The sequence below is a fragment of the Rhodococcus sp. JVH1 genome (assembly GCF_000280725.2).
Lineage (GTDB): Bacteria > Actinomycetota > Actinomycetes > Mycobacteriales > Mycobacteriaceae > Rhodococcus_F > Rhodococcus_F jostii_A.
Window position 1 is genome coordinate 4,699,799 of record NZ_CP166289.1, and the last position, 16,658, is coordinate 4,716,456.

The 16,658-nt window shown below is 67.2% G+C and carries 16 protein-coding genes and 1 pseudogene; 6 read left to right on the forward strand and 11 right to left on the reverse strand.

What is annotated here, in order from left to right:
- Positions 1-24: 24 nt before the first annotated feature.
- On the reverse strand, positions 25-1,128 hold the full coding sequence (locus tag JVH1_RS21710) for a beta-propeller fold lactonase family protein (RefSeq protein ID WP_009475353.1): 1,104 nt from the start codon (positions 1,126-1,128) through the stop codon (positions 25-27).
- 281 nt (positions 1,129-1,409) lie between these two features.
- Here JVH1_RS21710 and JVH1_RS21715 point away from each other — a divergent pair, with 281 nt between their 5' ends.
- On the forward strand, positions 1,410-1,940 hold the full coding sequence (locus JVH1_RS21715; protein ID WP_043779207.1) for a cupin domain-containing protein: 531 nt from the start codon (positions 1,410-1,412) through the stop codon (positions 1,938-1,940).
- A 6-nt stretch (positions 1,941-1,946) separates the two neighbouring features.
- On the opposite strand, the gene JVH1_RS21720 is transcribed toward JVH1_RS21715, so the two are convergent.
- From JVH1_RS21720 to JVH1_RS21730, 3 genes are read right to left on the reverse strand one after another with little or no spacing between them, the layout of a single operon-like run.
- The gene (locus tag JVH1_RS21720; protein WP_009475351.1) at positions 1,947-2,822 is read right to left on the reverse strand and encodes an alpha/beta fold hydrolase; all 876 of its coding nucleotides are present in this window, start codon (positions 2,820-2,822) and stop codon (positions 1,947-1,949) included.
- Positions 2,823-2,879: 57 nt separating this feature from the next.
- Positions 2,880-4,274 (reverse strand): MmgE/PrpD family protein, encoded by a 1,395-nt coding sequence (locus JVH1_RS21725; RefSeq protein ID WP_009475350.1) that lies wholly within the window; start codon positions 4,272-4,274, stop codon positions 2,880-2,882.
- Between the two features lie 26 nt (positions 4,275-4,300).
- On the reverse strand, positions 4,301-5,782 hold the full coding sequence (locus JVH1_RS21730) for an aldehyde dehydrogenase (protein ID WP_009475349.1): 1,482 nt from the start codon (positions 5,780-5,782) through the stop codon (positions 4,301-4,303).
- Positions 5,783-6,046: 264 nt separating this feature from the next.
- On the opposite strand from JVH1_RS21730, the gene JVH1_RS21735 reads away from it, so the two are divergent.
- Positions 6,047-7,222, forward strand: coding sequence for a CaiB/BaiF CoA-transferase family protein (locus JVH1_RS21735; RefSeq protein WP_009475348.1), 1,176 nt, complete (start codon positions 6,047-6,049; stop codon positions 7,220-7,222).
- A gap of 35 nt (positions 7,223-7,257) precedes the next feature.
- A complete protein-coding gene (locus JVH1_RS21740; RefSeq protein WP_009475347.1) occupies positions 7,258-8,151 on the forward strand; it encodes a CoA ester lyase in 894 nt (297 codons plus the stop codon).
- 55 nt (positions 8,152-8,206) lie between these two features.
- On the opposite strand, the gene JVH1_RS21745 is transcribed toward JVH1_RS21740, so the two are convergent.
- Together JVH1_RS21745 and JVH1_RS21750 are read right to left on the reverse strand one after the other, a co-directional pair.
- Positions 8,207-8,902, reverse strand: a complete 696-nt coding sequence (locus JVH1_RS21745) for an alpha/beta hydrolase (RefSeq protein ID WP_272943928.1) — start codon at positions 8,900-8,902, stop codon at positions 8,207-8,209.
- A 96-nt stretch (positions 8,903-8,998) separates the two neighbouring features.
- Positions 8,999-9,925: an alpha/beta hydrolase gene (locus JVH1_RS21750; RefSeq protein ID WP_371113019.1), complete on the reverse strand. Its 927-nt coding sequence runs from the start codon at positions 9,923-9,925 to the stop codon at positions 8,999-9,001.
- 179 nt (positions 9,926-10,104) lie between these two features.
- On the opposite strand from JVH1_RS21750, the gene JVH1_RS21755 reads away from it, so the two are divergent.
- Positions 10,105-10,971 (forward strand): helix-turn-helix domain-containing protein, encoded by an 867-nt coding sequence (locus JVH1_RS21755; protein ID WP_371113020.1) that lies wholly within the window; start codon positions 10,105-10,107, stop codon positions 10,969-10,971.
- Between the two features lie 27 nt (positions 10,972-10,998).
- Here the strand turns inward: JVH1_RS21755 and JVH1_RS21760 are convergent, their stop codons facing one another.
- Positions 10,999-12,138, reverse strand: coding sequence for a low temperature requirement protein A (locus JVH1_RS21760; protein ID WP_009475799.1), 1,140 nt, complete (start codon positions 12,136-12,138; stop codon positions 10,999-11,001).
- Between the two features lie 24 nt (positions 12,139-12,162).
- Positions 12,163-12,543, reverse strand: coding sequence for a DUF2255 family protein (locus tag JVH1_RS21765; RefSeq protein ID WP_009475798.1), 381 nt, complete (start codon positions 12,541-12,543; stop codon positions 12,163-12,165).
- A gap of 196 nt (positions 12,544-12,739) precedes the next feature.
- Between JVH1_RS21765 and JVH1_RS21770 the strand changes: the two genes are divergently transcribed.
- Both JVH1_RS21770 and JVH1_RS21775 read left to right on the forward strand, forming a co-directional pair.
- Positions 12,740-13,918 carry a CaiB/BaiF CoA-transferase family protein gene (locus JVH1_RS21770; protein WP_009475797.1) on the forward strand — a complete coding sequence of 393 codons (1,179 nt, stop codon included), beginning with the start codon at positions 12,740-12,742 and terminating at the stop codon, positions 13,916-13,918.
- Between the two features lie 57 nt (positions 13,919-13,975).
- Complete coding sequence (locus tag JVH1_RS21775) at positions 13,976-14,695, forward strand: nitroreductase (protein WP_009475796.1); 720 nt, start codon at positions 13,976-13,978, stop codon at positions 14,693-14,695.
- 4 nt (positions 14,696-14,699) lie between these two features.
- Here the strand turns inward: JVH1_RS21775 and JVH1_RS21780 are convergent, their stop codons facing one another.
- The 3 genes and pseudogenes from JVH1_RS21780 to JVH1_RS21790 form a co-directional block, all read right to left on the reverse strand.
- Positions 14,700-15,566: a helix-turn-helix transcriptional regulator gene (locus JVH1_RS21780; protein ID WP_043779521.1), complete on the reverse strand. Its 867-nt coding sequence runs from the start codon at positions 15,564-15,566 to the stop codon at positions 14,700-14,702.
- A 37-nt stretch (positions 15,567-15,603) separates the two neighbouring features.
- Positions 15,604-15,696 (reverse strand): annotated as a pseudogene (locus tag JVH1_RS21785) (aldehyde dehydrogenase family protein); the annotation flags it as partial.
- Between the two features lie 189 nt (positions 15,697-15,885).
- On the reverse strand, positions 15,886-16,578 hold the full coding sequence (locus JVH1_RS21790) for a GntR family transcriptional regulator (RefSeq protein ID WP_009475793.1): 693 nt from the start codon (positions 16,576-16,578) through the stop codon (positions 15,886-15,888).
- Between the last annotated feature and the right edge of the window lie 80 nt (positions 16,579-16,658).

The following is a 16,658-nucleotide window of genomic DNA, read 5'->3' on the forward strand; positions in this document are numbered from 1 at the left end:
AGTAGTGCGGGGTAGGTGAGTGGGTCACGCCGGACCGACGGATGCGAACACTCCGGTGGCGCCGTCGGAGAACGTCACACCCGTATCGACGGGCGGTTCTCCCGTGGCCTCGAGTGCCCCGCCCGGCTTCACCCGGTAGGTGAACACCTTCTCGGTGCCGGTCGTGGTCAGGGTGTCGATGGCATAGAGCCGCTGGGTATCCGGGCTCAGCACCACGCGGCCGGGGAAGTGTCCCGGTGCACTGGGTGCGTCGGCGCCGGGCACGGGAACCAGGGCGCCGTCGTCTCGGATCTCGAATCCGTTCACACTCTGACCGCCGCTCTGGGGAAGGTAGAGATACCTGCCGTCCGGTGTGATGGCCATGCCGTGCGGAATCGCCTTCGTCGGGAAGCGCCCGATCGGGGTCAGTGCACCGTCGGGCGCGATGCGGTAGCCGGAGACGTCGTTGGTCCCCTCGTTGGTGATGTACAGGAACTTGCCGTTGGGCGTCACAGACGGCAGCGCCGGGCGATCGCCGGTCGGCACCTGCGAGCCGGTCGGTGTCAGCCTGCCGTCGGATTCGATTGCGTAGGAGTTCATCGTCGCCCCGATGAAGCTCGGCGCGAACAGGAATCGGCTGTCCGGCGACACCACCGGAATGGACAGGCCACTCGTCGCGCCGGGAATGGTCACCGAATCGACGAGTGTCAGAGCGCCGGACGGCGCGACGGCATACGTCTGCACGTCATTGGTCGTCGAGCCGACGGTGGCGAAGAGCCACCTCCCGTCCGGGCTCACGACTGCACCCACGATCGGCCGACCGGGGGCGCGGCGGGCGTCCTCGAGGCGCTCGAGTGTGCCGTCGTCGCCGACGCGGAATCCCTGCAGTGTTCCCGAGACGGTATGTGCGACATACGCGAACCGGCCATTCGGTGTGACCGCGATCGACAGCGTGCCGGTATCGGTGGGCACGGGCTGTCCGACGGGAGTCAGTCGACCGCCGGATTCGCGCAACACCCCGATGTTCGACGAGCCGGTGCCACCGACCAGGAGGTAGCTCGGCCCCGTCGCATCATTCGTCGGAGCCGCGCCTGCCGAGGGAGTGGCAGCAGCGCCGACGGACATAGTCGCAGCAAGGCTGATCGCCATTACGGTCGTACGTATTCGCGCTCGCCGCACCCGTTGGGTCGACCACTTTTGTTCGGCCGCCGGTGGATTCCGAGTCGTCAATGCAACCTCCGTGGTTCCTCGATTCGGCGAGTTCGCCATGCTGAACGTAGGCCGGGGAGCCGGGGAGAAAGTGTCCAATTATCTGGACACTCCGTTGCACGCGCGCCACCCAATGCATTTCCAACATTATATATGATACTGTACGAATTGAGACGCGCGTCACAACATGGCGGCGGCGCAATCGAACGAAAGGGACAGTGATGAGTGGTGAGCACCTGAAGAAAACCGCACGGCGCGTGATCGCCGGAGTCGACGCCGACGGCAAGTCGACGATCGTCGTGGACGAGACCACCGGCACGCGGGTCGCACTGCCCGCCTTCTCCGTGAACGACGTGTGGAGGGTCGATGCACTCCCCGCCGTCTTCACCGACGGCGACACCCTCGAATCCGAGGTGGAACTCGCGCCGCCGGCCAGTGGGCTCGTCGTCCGCCTGGCGACATTTCCACCCGACAGCGAAATCGATCCGGCTGTCTATGCGGCCTCGATCGGAAACCTGCACGGCGAGGACGCCAAGGCGGACAGCGAGGAGATCGTCGGTTTGCATGCCACCGAGACCGTCGATATCGCGACGATCATCGACGGGGAGATCTATGCGATCTACGAGACAGGCGAGACCCTGCTGCGGTCGGGCGACACGGTGATCAACCGGGGCAACAAGCACGCGTGGAGCAACCGCACTGACAAGCCGGTCACGATGGTCGCCGTGATGGTCGCCGGCACGAAGGGCTGACTCTGCTCAGCGTGACGGGAGCGCCCGTTCGAGGAAGCCTTCGAGGTGCAGGGCGAACGCCTCGTTGTCGTCGCCGGCGATCATGTGCCCCGCATCCACCTCGACGGCCTCCGAATTCGGCACCAGCGCGAGCATCTCGTCGACCGCCTCCCGCGAGACGATCTCCGACTTGGTTCCGTGAACTATCAAGGTGGGAACCGTGATCCGGGCGGCCAGGTCGGCGAGTCGCCGCTCGTCCGAATTACCGCGATTGTCCGCGTAGCCGACGAAGGCCGGATCCCAGTGCCAGTACCAGCGGCCGTCGCCTCTGAGACGCAGGTTCTTTCGTAACCCGTCGCTGCGACGACGGCGGGGTGGCGTGCCGCGGAAGGCGTCGATGGCCGCGGACGCGTCGTCGAGCGAGGCGAACCCGTTGGGCGCCGCGCCCAGGAAGTCGCGGACCCTCCGCTGGCCGGTGCGGTCGGTCCGATGCGTGATGTCGACCAGCACCAACCCAGCGAGGGAACGGGGGCGTTCGCCCGCGACGACGATGCCCGTCCGGCCGCCCAGCGAGGCTCCTACGACGAGGACGCGACCGCCGAGTTCGGTGAGTACCGCTTGGAGGTCGGCCGCGAAAAGCTCGGCCGAGTACTCGGGTGCCCATTCGCTGTCACCGTGCCCTCGTGCGTCGAGAGTGACCGCGCGCCTGCCGCGCTCGGCCAGTCGCGCCGCCGTGCGATCCCACGAGTGCCTGGTCTGACCGCCGCCGTGGAGGAGAAGAACGGTCCCCTCTGTCGAATCGGTCAGCCGATCGTCGGTCTCCCACCGATCACCGACGAGGCGGACCCCACCAGATCCTGTGAACTCGACGGGGATCGGCCGGGCTGTGGTCTGGGCGTCCATCAGCTCTCTTTCTCGTCAGCGGCCGCCGGCCCGGTGGGGGCCGGCGGCCGGAGGGAATCAGTCCTTCAGCAGCGCCGCGAAGTCGGAAGCGGGTTGGTCGAGGTCGCCGTGCTGGATGGCCTGCAGCAGGGCTTCGCTGGACTCGGTGCCCATCGCGGTCACCGTCAGGTCGCGGAACTTTGCGTCGAGGTCCTCCTGCGACATCGGGTTTTCGGCGGTGCCGGTGGGGTTGTCGATGAACAGGTGTTCGCTGGTGCCGTCGGTGTAGGTGACGGTGATGTCGCCGACCCAGCGGCCGGGGTAGGCGGTGTCCAGTTCGGGCTTGACCTCGATTTTCACTTTCTGGGCGAGGGCGGCGACGTCGCTGCCGGGTCCGAGGTCGAGCTGTCCGGCCATGTACTCGTTGTGGGTGCGGAAGCCGTTGCCCTTGCCGAGGATCGACAGTGCGAACTGGAACGGCAGGCTGTACTGCAGGTGCTCGATGATCTTCGGTGCGTAGGCGTTGGCGTTCTTGTTGCCGATCACCACGTCGCCGCCGGTCTGGATGCCCAGCAACACCGAGTCGACGTCTGCGGCCCGGGCCGCGAGTTGGCGGGCGCCGTCGATGTAGGCATGGTTGATGCCGCAGCAGCAGTAGGGCTTGACCCACACGCGGGTGATCTCGAACGTCTTGTCGAGGCCGAACGTGGCAGCGGCGTCGTCGGCGACCGGACGTCCGACGAACGTGCGGTAGAAGCCCTTACCGCCGGTGAGGAACGTCGTCGGACCGGTGATGCCCGCGGCCGCCATCTCGGCGGCGCGGATCCCGTTGCGGGTGCCGATGCCGGAGTGGATGCGTTTGATCGAGCCACCGGACGACGTGTACTCGGTGGTGCCCGACGCGTGGCTGAGGGCGATGGCGAGGGCGTGCACTGTGGTCTCGACGTCGAAGCCGCGCATCTTCGCGACGACGGCGGCCGCACCGAAGTTCGACAGCAACCCGTGCGGGTGGAAGCCGCGCTCGAGCAGTTGGGGCGCCGCCAGGTTGCCGATGCGGGTGTACACCTCGTAGCCGGCGACGATGCCGGTGATCACCTCGCGCATCGTGGCGCCGAGTTCCTCACCGACCGCCAGGGCGGCCGACACGACGCAGCTGCCCGGGTGCGAGGAGCTGGCGCGGTGGGCGTCGTCGTATTCGAAGCCATGGCCGAAGGAGGCGTTGACGAATGCCGCGTCCGCGGCGCTCATCTCGTCGCCTGTCGCGGCGACGTGTGCCTTGCCCGGAACGTGCGCTGCGAGCGTCAGCTCGAGCAGTGCCTTGCTCCAGGGCAGCGACGCACTACCGACCTGGAGGGCGAGCTGGTCCTGCATCAGGCGACGCGCACCGGCGAGCGCGTCGGCGGGGATGGAGTCGAAGGTCAGATCCGTGACGAGCCGGGCGGCAGCTTCTTCGACGGGAGGGATGTTGCCCATGTGTGGTGCCTTTCGGTAGATCTGGGTCAGGAGAGCGAGCCGAGCAGGCCGCCCGGGATTCCGTAGGACTTGAGCTCGACGTAGGCGTCGAAGCCCTCGAGGCCCGCCTCGCGGCCGATGCCGCTGTTCTTGAAACCGCCCATCGGGGCGCTGAAGCCCGCCGGGTTTCCGTTGACTTCGATTGTGCCGGTGCGGATGTGGCGGGCCACCGCCAGTGCGTGTTCGGGGTCGGCGGCGAACACCGATCCGTTGAGGCCGTACTCCGAATTGTTGGCGATGTCGATCGCCTCGGCTTCGGTGTCGAATGTGTGCACCGTGAGTACCGGGCCGAAGATCTCCTCCTGGGCAATCTTCGCGGCAGGGTCGACGTCGGTGAAGATCGTGGGCTCGACGTACCAGCCGCGGTCGAGACCGTGGGGGCGTCCGCCGCCCACCAGCAGGGAGGCCCCGGATCCCTTCGCGTCGTCGATGTAGCCCTCGACTCGGGACCGCTGATTGGCGCTGACCATCGGGCCGATTTCGGTGGCGGGGTCGAACGGGTCGCCGACGGGCATCGACTTGATGAGGTCAACCAGCCGGTCGTGGAGTTCGTCGCGTCGCGAGCGCGCCACCACGATTCGGGTCTTGTTGCTGCACACCTGGCCGCTGTTGCGCAGCGAGACCGCGCGGATCGCGGCGACTGCGGCCTCGAGGTCGGCGTCGTCGAGCAGGACCGCGGCGGACTTGCCTCCCAGTTCGAGGGTCACGCGGCGCAGGTCCTGACCACAGAGTGAGGCGATCCGACGGCCCGCGGCCGTCGATCCGGTGAAGGAGACCTTGTCGATACCGCGGTGGCGCACGAGGTATTCGCTGGCCTCGCGCTGCGCGGGGACGATGTTCACGACGCCGGCAGGGAGGCCGATCTTGTCGAGAATGTCGGCGAGCAGGTAGGCGTCGAGCGGGGTCTCGGGGGAGGGTTTGATGACCATGGTGCAGCCCGCGAGCAGTGCCGGCGCGAGCTTGATCATGGTGATGAGCAGCGGGGCGTTCCACGGCACGATGCCTGCGACGACCCCGACCGGTTCGCGGGTCACCAGCGCGCTGCCGGTTGCGGACGACCGCGTGTCGGCCCACGGGTAGGCGGGGGCGAGGTCCAGGAACGAGTCCAGGAGCAGGCGCGGTCCGATGGACTGCATCTTCGTGGACAGGGTGATCGGGCAACCCATCTCGGCGCTGACGAGTCTGGCGGCGTCGGCCTCGCGCGCTGCGAGTTCCGCGCTGAGCTTCCGGAGGACCGCGATCCGCTCGCCGAGTGCCATCCGGGGCCAGGGCCCCTTGTCGAACGCCTCGCGTGCCGCGTTCACCGCGGCGTCGATGTCTTCTTCGACGCCTTCCGGGACGCGCGCGACGAGCTCCTCGGTGGCCGGCGAGATCACGTCGAACGTGCGCTCGGAGGCCGGCTGTACCCACCGTCCGCCGATGAACAGCTTGTCGTACTGTCCCTGCCAAATTTCTGTCTGCACACTCATGGTGCCGCTCCTTCGCTGGTCGATAAGGGGTGGAAGTGGTCCGGATCGCAGGCGGGACCGAAGTGTCCGGCCTGGTGGGGCGGAGCCTTCTGCTCGATATGTGAGCTGCACCATGCAAAGTATATAATGTTGCATAGCTCCGCGGAAGTGCCTGCCGTGATCGCCCCGACTGGGAAGCGTCTCGGCGGGGTACCCCGGATCCAACGGGACTTGACCTCACTGTAAACGATATATAATATTTTGTGGAGACGAAGGGGAGGCAATATGCAGCACAAGCCGCTCGACGGTATTCGGATCCTCGAGATCGGGGGATATATCGCGCTCCCGTTCGGGACGTCGATGCTGTGCGCCCTCGGCGCCGAAGTGGTCAAAGTCGAACGCCCTGTGGTCGGAGAAGATTTCCGGCGCCATCAGAACGACGCCAGCCCCTACTTCCGGCAGTACAACACCGGCAAGCGCAGTCTGTCGGTCGACCTGAAGTCGGAGGAGGGCGTCGCGCTGGTCAAGGCGCTGGTGCCGCACTTCGACGTGGTGCTCGAGAACCTGCGCCCAGGCAAGGTCGCGGCCATGGGGCTCGGCCCCGAGGACTGCCGCGCCCTGCGCCCCGACATCGTGTACGGGTCCGTCACCGGATTCGGCGCCGGTGGTCCGCTGGCCAACCGTCCCGCCTACGACACGATCGGCCACGCCTTCGGCGGTCTGTACTCGCTGTTCAGCGACGGAGACCACCCGCAGCTGGCCGGTGGCCTGAGCGCGGACCTCGTCACCGGTCTGAGCACCGCAACCGGCGTCCTCGCGGCCCTCGTCGGGCGGCTGAAGACGGGGCAGCCGCAGCGGATGGAGACGTCGATCATGGAGGCCGTCAGCGCTCTGACCATCGATGGCATCACGCAGTCCTTCGAACTCGGCGACAATCCGGCCCGCACGAGCCGCCACCCGCAGGCGCAGAACTTCTGCGTCAAGACCGCCACCGGCGAGTATCTGGCGGTCCACCTGTCGTCCTCGCAGAAGTTCTGGCAGTCGCTGTGCCGCGCGATGGACCGCATGGACCTGGCCGAGGACCCCCGGTTCGCCGAGTACCGCCCGCGGGAGTCGAACTACTTCGAGCTGGTGCCGATCGTCGAGGCGGAGTTCGCCAATCAATCGAAGGACCACTGGGAAAAGGTCCTCACCGAAGCCGACGTGCCGTTCGCGCCCGTCCTGTCGATGACCGGTTACCTCGAGCACGAGCAGGTCGAGCACCTGGACCTGGTCGAGTGGCAACCCGACGGCCTGGCCCTGATCCGGCCGCCGTGGACGTTCGACGGCGAACGCCCGGACCGCGGTGACCGTGCTCCCAAGGTCGGCGCCGACACCCGTTCGGTCGCGGGCGAGGTGCTCCCCGCCGAGAAGATCGACGAGCTGCTCGCGTCCGGCGTTCTCTACGCCGACGAGTCCTGACCCCTACTTCCCATACCCACTACTGAGGAGAGTTCATGAATCCGTACCGTTCCATGCTGTTCGTGCCCGGTCACAAGCCTTCCTGGGCCGACAAGGGGCTGGCCTCCGGCGCCGACGCCCTGATCCTCGACCTGGAAGACTCGGTTCCCGTCGCGGACAAGGACGAGGCGCGCCTGATCGTCGCCGACACGATCGACCGCCTCCATGCCGACGGTGTCCGCGCCGACTTGTGGGTGCGGCCCAACGCGTCCGTGTCCGGAATCCAGGGCAAGGACCTCGAGGCCGTGATCCGGCCCGGGCTGGCCGGTCTGTTCCTGCCCAAGGTCTTCGACGCCGAGGAACTCGTGCGCATCGATGCGGTGGTGTCGCACATCGAGGCACGTGAAGGCCTCGAAGCCGGCAGCGTAGGCCTCATCGTGAGCTACGAGACGGCAGTCTCGATGGCGCACTGCGAGGAGATGGCCGCCGCCACCCCGCGCATCCGCAGCCTGCTGGGCGCCACCGGACCGAGTGCGGACGTGGGTCGGGAGCTGGGCTTCGAGTTCACCCCGGCCGGCTTGGAGACGCTGTACCTGCGGAGCCGCATCGTCCTCGCAGCCCGCGCGGCCGGCCTGCACCATCCCGTCGCCGGCGTGTGGCAGGACATCAAGGACCTCGACGGCGCCCGGCAGTTCTGCCTGGACAACAAGCAGCTCGGCTACCGCGGCATGGTGTGCATTCACCCCTCGCACATCGCCATCGCCAACGACGTGTTCACGCCGTCCCCCGAGCAGGTCGACTTCTACCGCCGCATGATCGAGGCATTCAAGGTCGCCGAGGCCGCCGGTAGCGCGGCCGTCGACTTCGAGGGCCAGCACATCGACATCGCCCACGTGAAGACCGCCGAGGGCATCATCGCGCAGGCCGAAGCCATCATGGCCCACGCCTGAGCGGATTGACCGAAGAGCCCCGCATCCGGCAGGATGCGGGGCTTTCGTCGTGATGTCAGTTCTCGACTGGGCGAGCCGCGAGGTTCTCCCGGAAGAACGGCGTAGCTTCCGCGACGGCGTGGTCGACGTACTTCGGCACGTCGTAGAAGTCCATGTGGGCGCCGCCGTCGACGACCACCAGCTTCTTGGGGCTGCGCACCCGGCTGTGCAGTTCGGTGGACATCCACAGCGAACCGGCTTCACTGCCCGCGACGATGAGCAGCGGTGCCGTGAACAGGTCCTCGACCAGGTGGAACGCGTCGAATGTGAAGATCCGGGAGATGCTCTTGGTGAACAGCTGCTTGTTCTTCGCGTTCGGGTGCTGCGCACGCGGGGTGAGGTAGTAATCGTGTGCCTCGACCAGGTCGCGCGGAGTGCTCTCGTCCGGCTGTTCCGGAACGTACGGGATGTACGCCGGATCTGCACCCTGGGCCTCGGCGGTCCGCTGCTGAGCGACGGCCTGCAGTGTGGGCACCGCGGCCGCGTCGGAGTCGGTTCCGTACCACCCGCGCCGGAACGAGGTGCCGATGTTCAGGGCGCTGACGGTGGTGACAGCCTTGATCCGGTAGTCGGTCAGGGCCGCGTTCACGGCGTACCCGCCGCCGGCGCAGACACCGAGAACACCGATCCGCTCGGCGTCCACGTAGTCCAGGCTCTGCAGGAAGTCGACGGCCGCGCGCACGTCCTCGACTCGCGCTGCAGGGTCCTCCAGGTGGTGGGGGTCGCCGCCGCTCTCGCCCTGGAACGAGGAAGGTGATGCTGTCCATTGCTGTGTCTCTTTCTTTGATGGGGGTGTTGTCGCGCGTGGTCAGAGGTTGGTGTCGTAGAACGGGATCAGGGCGTCGAGGGCGATCGTGACGGGCTCGGGCTGGTCGTACAGGTCGTAGTGCGAGAAGCCTTCGGCCACGACGAGTTGCTTTGTCTCGGAGCGGGCGCGGCGGTAGATCTCGAGGCCGTCACGGTAGGAACCGAACGCACCGGGCTTGTCGCCGACGACGACACACAGCGGCTGGGTGAGGAGTACTTCGGCGTGGGTGAGGGCGTCCCACCCGTATCCCGCTGCTCGTCGTGAGATCAGGCTGCGGGTGGCGCCGTTCGGCTTCTCCCCGCGGGGTGTCTTGTAGTAGTCGGTGGCCTCGACGACGTCGAGTCCCGTCCCGGCCGCCGCGTCCACGGTGGGCGGCAGCAGGTTCTCGACATTCGGTTCGGCGCCGCGGGCCTCGGCGGTGCGCTGCGCGGCGATCGCGTCCAGTGTTGCGATCGGGTCGTAGGCACTGAACGCCTCGTGCAGGAGGTGGCCGAAGTTGACGCCGACGACGCTGCCGACGACCTTGATGCGTCGGTCGGTCTTCGCGGCGGCGATGGAGTATCCGCCGCCGCCGCAGATGCCGAGCACGCCGATCCGGTCGGCGTCGACGTAGGGGAGGGTGACGAGGTGGTCGACGACGAAGCCGAAGTCCTCGACTCGTTGCGCCGGGTCTTCGATGAATCGGGGTTCGCCGCCGCTGGCGCCCTGGTAGCTGGCGTCGAATGCGATGACGACGTAGCCGGCGTCGGCGAGGGCGGTGCCGTACACATTGCCGGACGTCTGCTCCTTGCAGCTGCCGATGGGGTGCGCGCTGATGATGGCCGGGTACTTCTTCGTCTCGTCGAATCCGGGCGGGAAGTAGATGTCCGCCGCGATGTCCCAGTACGGGGTCTTGACGCTGACGGTCTCGATCCTCTCGGTGGCCATGAACTGATCTCCCTTCGTCTCCGCCGGAGCCCGGCGGTGTGAATCTCATTGCGTCGTGGACGATGTCCGCGACCCGCACTCATCACTCTGCTGCGACGCGCGGGGCTGTACCAGAGGCCGGTTATCGGGGGTACCGGCAGCCTCTCCCTCGGGCTGTCGGAGGTCCCTAGGCTGCAGGTATGGAGATCGCCAAGGAGATCAAGGACTTCCTGACGACCCGCCGCGCACGCATCACACCCGACCAGGTGGGCCTGCCCGCCGGCGGCCGACGTCGGGTCGCCGGGCTACGTCGCGAGGAAGTCGCACTGCTCGCCGGAGTGAGCGCCGAGTACTACGTACAGATCGAACGCGGCGGCGTGTCGGGTGTGTCCGACGAGGTGCTGGACGCCATCGCGACCGCGCTGCGACTCGACGACGAGGAGACGAAGCATCTGTTCACCCTCGCCCGCGCCACGGCCACGAAGCCCCGCAGGCGTAAGCCCGCCAAGGCGCGTGTCGAGATGCCGGAGCCGGTCCAGGCGCTCGTCGATGCGATGATCACCGCCCCCGCCGTCGTGCAGAATGGTCACCTCGACATCGTCGGCGCCAATGCGCTCGGTCGCGCGCTGTACGCCGACGTGTACGACCGCGTGGACGGCGTGCCCAACCTGGCCCGGTTCATCTTCCTCGACCGCCGCGCCGACGAAACGTTCCCCGACTGGAACAACGCGGCCGACGACGCCGTCGCGATGCTGCGGGTGGAGGCGGCGCGGTCGCCGTATTCGGCGGCGGTCACCGGTCTCGTCGGCGAGCTCGCTACCCGCAGCGACGAGTTCCGCACTCGCTGGGCGGCTCACGACATCAAGGCGCACCGGCGCGGCACCAAGCGGTTCCATCATCCGGTCGTCGGTGACCTGACGCTGCGTTTCGAGGCGCTCGAGGTTGCCAGTGCGGCCGGTCTCACCCTGTTCGGATTCACCGCGTCGCCAGGTTCCTCCTCCGAGGAGGCTCTCCGCCTGCTGTCCAGCTGGATCGCCACCGACAGCTCGGCACATCAGCCCTCATGAAATTCGTGAAGGAGGGCAACGGCGAGTTCAGGATTCGCTCTGCGACGCGTCCCGGGTGAGGGTCACGGCCACCGCGAGGAGTATGAGGACCAGTGCGAGGACGACGGCGTAGGACGGCAGCCAGTACGCCGCGACGGAGGCCGATCCGAGCACGGCGGCGCCGACGGCGCGCGGAACCCAGCCGGTGTGGGTGGTGAGCCGGAAGTAGATTGCGTGCGAGAGCAGGTAGATCGCCGGACCTGCGAGCATCAGCACGCCGCCGACCCCCGCCCGGTCGTCGCCGGCATGGGCGAGCACCAACTCGCTGCCCGCGGCGAACATGACGAGTCCGGTGACGACGCCGTAGATCACGTTGATACCGATGTGTACGGATCGGATGGGGTTTTCGGTGGCGGCGATATGACTTTCCACGAGCTGTTCGGCGCGCCCGAAGTAGACGGCCCACAGGCAGACGAGCGCGACGAAGCACCCCGCCGCCAGCGCAAGCGTCAGTGCATCGGAATGATGGGCGGCAATCACGCGTCCCAGGGTCAGGACCGTCTCGCCCAGCAGGATGATGAGGAACAGTCGCATCCGCTCGAGCATGTGCTCCGCATCGAACGGAAGTTGCTGCGTGTGTGTGCGTCCGCCCGGCAGCGGGTGCGCGCTCCAGGTTCCGACGAGGTCGACGAGCGCGGCCACCGCCCACAGCCACAGGCGCCACTTCGGGTCGAGTGCTGCGCCGGCCACCCAGAACGGCGCCGAGACCGCGAACCAGATCAGTACATGCAGGAAGTGCGTGCGGAGGCTGGGCGTCGGGGCGGTGGCCGCCGCGTAGACGGCGGGGCCGATCAGCGCCAGCAGCATGGGAACGACGAAGAGCCAAGGGCTTTCGTCGAAGGCGTGCCCGATGCCGGCGTTCATGAACAGGCCGAGGCCCATCACCGTGATCGTCACGGCCCGGGTGGCCGTGCGTTCGATGTCGAGGAGGGTGACCTCGAACGTGGTGAACGCCCAGACCCCGCACACCGCAACGAGTGCCACGAGGGTTTCGGCGGCGCCGTGCCAGGTCAGGTGGTCGACGAGATGGTGCGTGAGCTGACCGATCGCCAGCACGAACACGAGGTCGAAGAACAGCTCGAGCGGCGAGACCTCACGGTGAGTGCTGCGTGCTTGCCTGACCATCATGGATTCCTCCTCGGCGTCCGAATCCTATCCGGCGGCGTCGAGGCGGACAGTCGTTTCAGCGGCGGTGTTCGCGACCATCGGTTCCAGCGCGGCGGGCTGGTTGCGGTACTTGGCCTTGTACGCCGCCTCGACTGCGGCGTTCGTCGCGGGGTCGTTGGTCAGGTGCAGGGTCACGTCGGTCTCGACGCCGTCGGCCCTGATCCGCGCGGTGTTGTCCCGCATCGCGTTTCGGTACCAGCCGCCGTCCGGGCCGAACGCGGACCGGACGTAGAGGTCGTCGGCGACCCACGACCCAGATCGGTATCCAGCGGCGCAGGGAGCCGTCGCGCCGATAGCTGCTGATGTGCAGTTCCTCGGTGTGGCCGATTGTGTCGAGTTGGTCGCTGTGCCATGCCATGTCGTCATCTCCTGATGTCGGCGATCTACGTGATCCGAGGTTAAGGCGGTTTCGGCGTGAGAAGGAGAGGCTGCCGGTACCCCTGTAGCCAGGGTCTCCCGCGAGATTGCCGCGGGCGGCAGGGTGAGGTGGGTCCAACCTTGACAGAACACGATCTACGGATAATGTATTATATTGTCACTCTAACCTCACGGAGGCACATCCATGCAGCACAAGCCGCTCGACGGGATCCGCATCCTGGAGATCGGGGGTTACATCGCCCTTCCGTTCGCCACGTCGATCCTGTGCGCTCTCGGCGCAGAGGTCGTGAAGGTGGAGAAGCCCGTCGTGGGGGAGGACTTCCGTCGCCACCAGAACGACGGCAGCCCCTACTTCCGCCAGTACAACACCGGAAAGCGGAGCCTGTCGATCGACCTGAAGCGTCCCGAAGGCGTCGCGCTGGTCAAGGCCCTCGTGCCGCACTTCGACGTGGTCCTCGAGAACCTGCGGCCGGGCAAGCTTGCGGCGATGGGCCTCGGACCCGACGAGTGCCGCGCGCTGCGATCCGACCTCGTCTACGGGTCGGTGACCGGGTTCGGCTCGGGTGGTCCGCTGGCGAGCCGCCCCGCCTACGACACGATCGGGCATGCGTTCGGCGGTCTCTACTCCCTGTTCGGCGACGACGCCCGGCCCCAGCTGGCCGGCGGGCTGAGCGCGGATCTGATCACCGGACTGAGTACGGCGACGGGCGTCCTCGCGGCGCTGGTCGGACGGCTGCGCACCGGCTCACCGCAACATGTGGAGACGTCGATCATGGAGGCAGTCAGCGTTCTGGCGACCGATGGGATCACGCAGTCCTTCGAACTGGGATACGACCCGAGCAGGCAGAGTAGGCATCCGCAGGCGCAGAATTTCTGCGTCAAGACCGCCACCGGCGAGTATCTGGCGGTCCACCTGTCGTCCTCTCAGAAATTCTGGCGCTCGCTGTGCACGGCGATGAACCGGATGGATCTCACCGAGGATCCCCGCTTCGCCGAGTACCGCCCCCGGGAGTCGAACTACCACGAGCTGGCCAAGATCGTCGAAGCCGAGTTCGAGCAGCAGTCGCTGCAGCACTGGGAGGACGCCCTCTCCGCTGCGGACGTGCCGTTCGCCCCAGTGTTGTCGATGACCGGATTCGTCGAGCACGAGCAGGTGGAATGGCTCGAATTGGTCGAACGGCAGCAGGACGGGCTGGCGCTCATCCGCCCGCCGTGGCGGTTCGCGGGCGAACGCCCCGATCGGGCGGGCACCGCGCCGCGGGTCGGCGCCGACAGCCGCGACGTCGCCTCGGAGGTGTACTCCGCCGAGCAGATCGACGACCTGGTGCAGGCGGACGTTCTGTTCGTCGAACCCTCAGCCTGATCGTGCCCCGACCGGGGGCACGTATTCCGCATTCGAACGACGATGGGTGAGTAATCGATGTCTGCCGATGTATCGACCGAAGGGCTCGCGGTGGGTCCCGTCGACGATGAGTCCGCCGTGCTGGAGAACCTGCTGTCGACACGGTGGAGTTGCCGCGCGTTCGAGCCGCGCGAGGTTCCGCGCCCGCTCATCGAGCGCATGTTCACGCTGGCGCAGCGGGCCGCGTCGTGGTGCAACACGCAGCCCTGGCAGGTCATCGTGACCAGCGGTGCGGCAACCGAGCGATTCCGCGACGGTCTCGCGGAGTACGCGCAGCAACATGGTGCCGCCTTCGAATTCGATCCGCCTGCGGAGTACCGCGGGGTCTACCGCGACCGGCGCCGGGCGAGCGGTTGGCAGCTGTATCAGGCCGTGGGAGTCGAACGCGGTGACCGCGCCGCGTCCGCACGCCAGTCGTTCGAGAACTTCCGCCTGTTCGGCGCTCCGCACATCGCGATCATCACGACTGACGCCGAGCAGGGCGTGTACGGCGCGGTGGATTCCGGCCTCTACCTCGGCACCCTCTTGCTGGCGGCGCGGAGCCTGGGGATCGCCACGATCCCGCAGGCCGCCCTGGCGAGCCAGTCCCCCTTCATCCGTGAGCATTTCGGCATCACGGACGACCGCAAGATTCTCGTCGGGATCTCCTTCGGCTACGCCGACCTCGACCACCCGGCGAACAGCTACCGGACGGCACGCGCGACGCTCGACGAGGTCGTCACCTGGCAGGACCGGTAGCGCCCTATTCGGATGCCGTGGAGGGTGTATCGGTTGCGGTCACGATTGCGAGCAGTCGCAGAGCCTGTTCGGACGTCGACTGCGGTTCCGCGGTGTAACCGACGAGGGACAGTCCGTCCGCGCCGGTGATGTCGAACACGTTGTAGGTCAGAGACAGGTCACCGACCTCCGGATGCCTGAACTGTTTGACGCCGTGCCGATGCGCCTTCACGTTGTGGGCGTCCCAGCGGGTGCGGAATTCCTCGCTCCGAGCGGCGAGTTCGCCCACGAGCCCGGTGACGACGGCGGAGTGGGGCGAGTGTGCGGCCTCCACTCGCAGCAGGGCCACGGCGTCGTCGGCCGCGGTGTTCCACTCCGGGAACACGTCGTCGGCGTGCGGGTCGAAGAAGATGAATCGGACGAGGTTCGGCACTCCCGTCGCCCCCGCGAAGACCGGCGCGTACAGCGTGCGTCCGAGCGGATTGGCGGCAACGATGTCGAGGTGCCCGTTCAGCACGACCGCCGGCGAGTCGACCATGCCGTCGATCAGCGCCTGCACGCCGTCGGGGATCTTCCGGTCGGCCCGCGGAGACCGCGCGGCGCCCGTCGAGATGCCGGCGGCCCGCACAAGGTCGAACAGGTGCGCCGTTTCTTCCTCGGAGAGTCGCAATGCGCGGGCGACGGCGTATAGGACGTCCTCGGAGACTCCGGCGACGTTCCCGCGTTCGATCTGGGTGTAGTACTCGATGCTGACCCCCGCCAACTGGGCGACCTCCTCACGCCGCAGGCCCGGCACCCGACGTCGCCGGCCGGGTGGCAGGCCCACTTGCTCCGGGGTGATCTTCGCCCGCCGGGTCATCAAGAACTCTTTGACGTCCTTGGCGATGTCCATGGATCCACAGTAGGAACAGACCCGGCCGCCGGGAAGGGTCGGTTGTCAGACCCATGGCGGCGCCGGGCACGGCCTTGTCCAGATCGGCATCGGCGAAGGCGATGTCGGGCGACTTGCCACCCAGTTCCAGGCAGGCCCCGTGCTGGTGCGCTGGAGCGCAGATTCCTGGCACTTCATCATCACGTTGCCGAAGGATCCGCTCGAAGCACATGCACTACTCTCGACCGTGCCCAGTCGGCTCACCCAGGGGTTGCACGGAAAGCCCGCCCACACCAGGCGATACAGATTCGCGAGAGCGGGGACGGCGGCAGACCGGCGATCAGCCCGCGTTCGCCTCGTCGTCGGCATCCCACAGTCCGCGCTGCTCGAGTTCCTCGATCAAGTGATCTGCGCCGTCCAGGATGTGCGATTCCATGAGAGCCTTGGCTCTCTTGCCCGCGTGCTTGCGCAGGGCCTCGAGCAGGACGGGGTGCTCCTCCTGCGTGGTAGTGATGTGGCCCTCGATGGTGGCGTAGAAGCGGTTCGGAAGATTCGTGACGACGGAGCCCAGCAGTCGGGCGAGGCGCGGAGAGTCCGCGGTCAGGTTGATCTTGCGGTGGAACGCATGGCCGAGGGAGGCGATACGTTCCGTGTCGCCCTGGGCGATGGCCTCCTGGTGCTGGTGAAGAATTCCCTCGAGCTCGGCGATCTGCTGGGGTGTGATGTTCTTCGCGGCGCGGGCGGCCAGTTCACCGGCCAGTTGCGCCTGAGCCCAGAAGAGGTCGCGCACGTCTTGCTTCGTGAAGGGGGCCACGACGAAACCTCGCCGGGGAACCATCTCGACGAAGCCTTCGCTCCGGAGCGCAAGGAGTCCCTCGCGCACGGGCGTCGTGCTGACTCCCACGGCTTCGGCGATCCGCTCGATGCGGAGAAAATCGCCCGCGCGCACCTCGCCGGAAATGATCATCTCGCGTACGTACGAGGCAACTTCCTCTGGAAGTTGCTGTCGCCTTGATCTGTCATTCAGGACCATCGTCGGTCGCACCTTCCCGGATTCAGAGACTCGACATAATGTACCATTTTCTGCCGGATGGCAACCTCGGCACCCCGGCG

Excerpts from the sequence above, each read along its gene's own strand:
- JVH1_RS21740 (WP_009475347.1), top strand. The coding sequence starts at position 7,258 with ATGAATCCGTACCGTTCCATGCTGTTCGTGCCCGGTCACAAGCCTTCC.
- JVH1_RS21755 (WP_371113020.1), top strand. The coding sequence starts at position 10,105 with ATGGAGATCGCCAAGGAGATCAAGGACTTCCTGACGACCCGCCGCGCA.
- JVH1_RS21715 (WP_043779207.1), top strand. The coding sequence starts at position 1,410 with ATGAGTGGTGAGCACCTGAAGAAAACCGCACGGCGCGTGATCGCCGGA.
- JVH1_RS21725 (WP_009475350.1), bottom strand. The coding sequence starts at position 4,274 with ATGGGCAACATCCCTCCCGTCGAAGAAGCTGCCGCCCGGCTCGTCACG.
- JVH1_RS21730 (WP_009475349.1), bottom strand. The coding sequence starts at position 5,782 with ATGAGTGTGCAGACAGAAATTTGGCAGGGACAGTACGACAAGCTGTTC.
- JVH1_RS21775 (WP_009475796.1), top strand. The coding sequence starts at position 13,976 with ATGTCTGCCGATGTATCGACCGAAGGGCTCGCGGTGGGTCCCGTCGAC.
- JVH1_RS21780 (WP_043779521.1), bottom strand. The coding sequence starts at position 15,566 with ATGGACATCGCCAAGGACGTCAAAGAGTTCTTGATGACCCGGCGGGCG.
- JVH1_RS21765 (WP_009475798.1), bottom strand. The coding sequence starts at position 12,543 with ATGACGACATGGCATGGCACAGCGACCAACTCGACACAATCGGCCACA.
- JVH1_RS21735 (WP_009475348.1), top strand. The coding sequence starts at position 6,047 with ATGCAGCACAAGCCGCTCGACGGTATTCGGATCCTCGAGATCGGGGGA.
- JVH1_RS21750 (WP_371113019.1), bottom strand. The coding sequence starts at position 9,925 with ATGGCCACCGAGAGGATCGAGACCGTCAGCGTCAAGACCCCGTACTGG.
- JVH1_RS21760 (WP_009475799.1), bottom strand. The coding sequence starts at position 12,138 with ATGATGGTCAGGCAAGCACGCAGCACTCACCGTGAGGTCTCGCCGCTC.
- JVH1_RS21710 (WP_009475353.1), bottom strand. The coding sequence starts at position 1,128 with ATGGCGATCAGCCTTGCTGCGACTATGTCCGTCGGCGCTGCTGCCACT.
- JVH1_RS21790 (WP_009475793.1), bottom strand. The coding sequence starts at position 16,578 with ATGGTCCTGAATGACAGATCAAGGCGACAGCAACTTCCAGAGGAAGTT.
- JVH1_RS21770 (WP_009475797.1), top strand. The coding sequence starts at position 12,740 with ATGCAGCACAAGCCGCTCGACGGGATCCGCATCCTGGAGATCGGGGGT.
- JVH1_RS21720 (WP_009475351.1), bottom strand. The coding sequence starts at position 2,822 with ATGGACGCCCAGACCACAGCCCGGCCGATCCCCGTCGAGTTCACAGGA.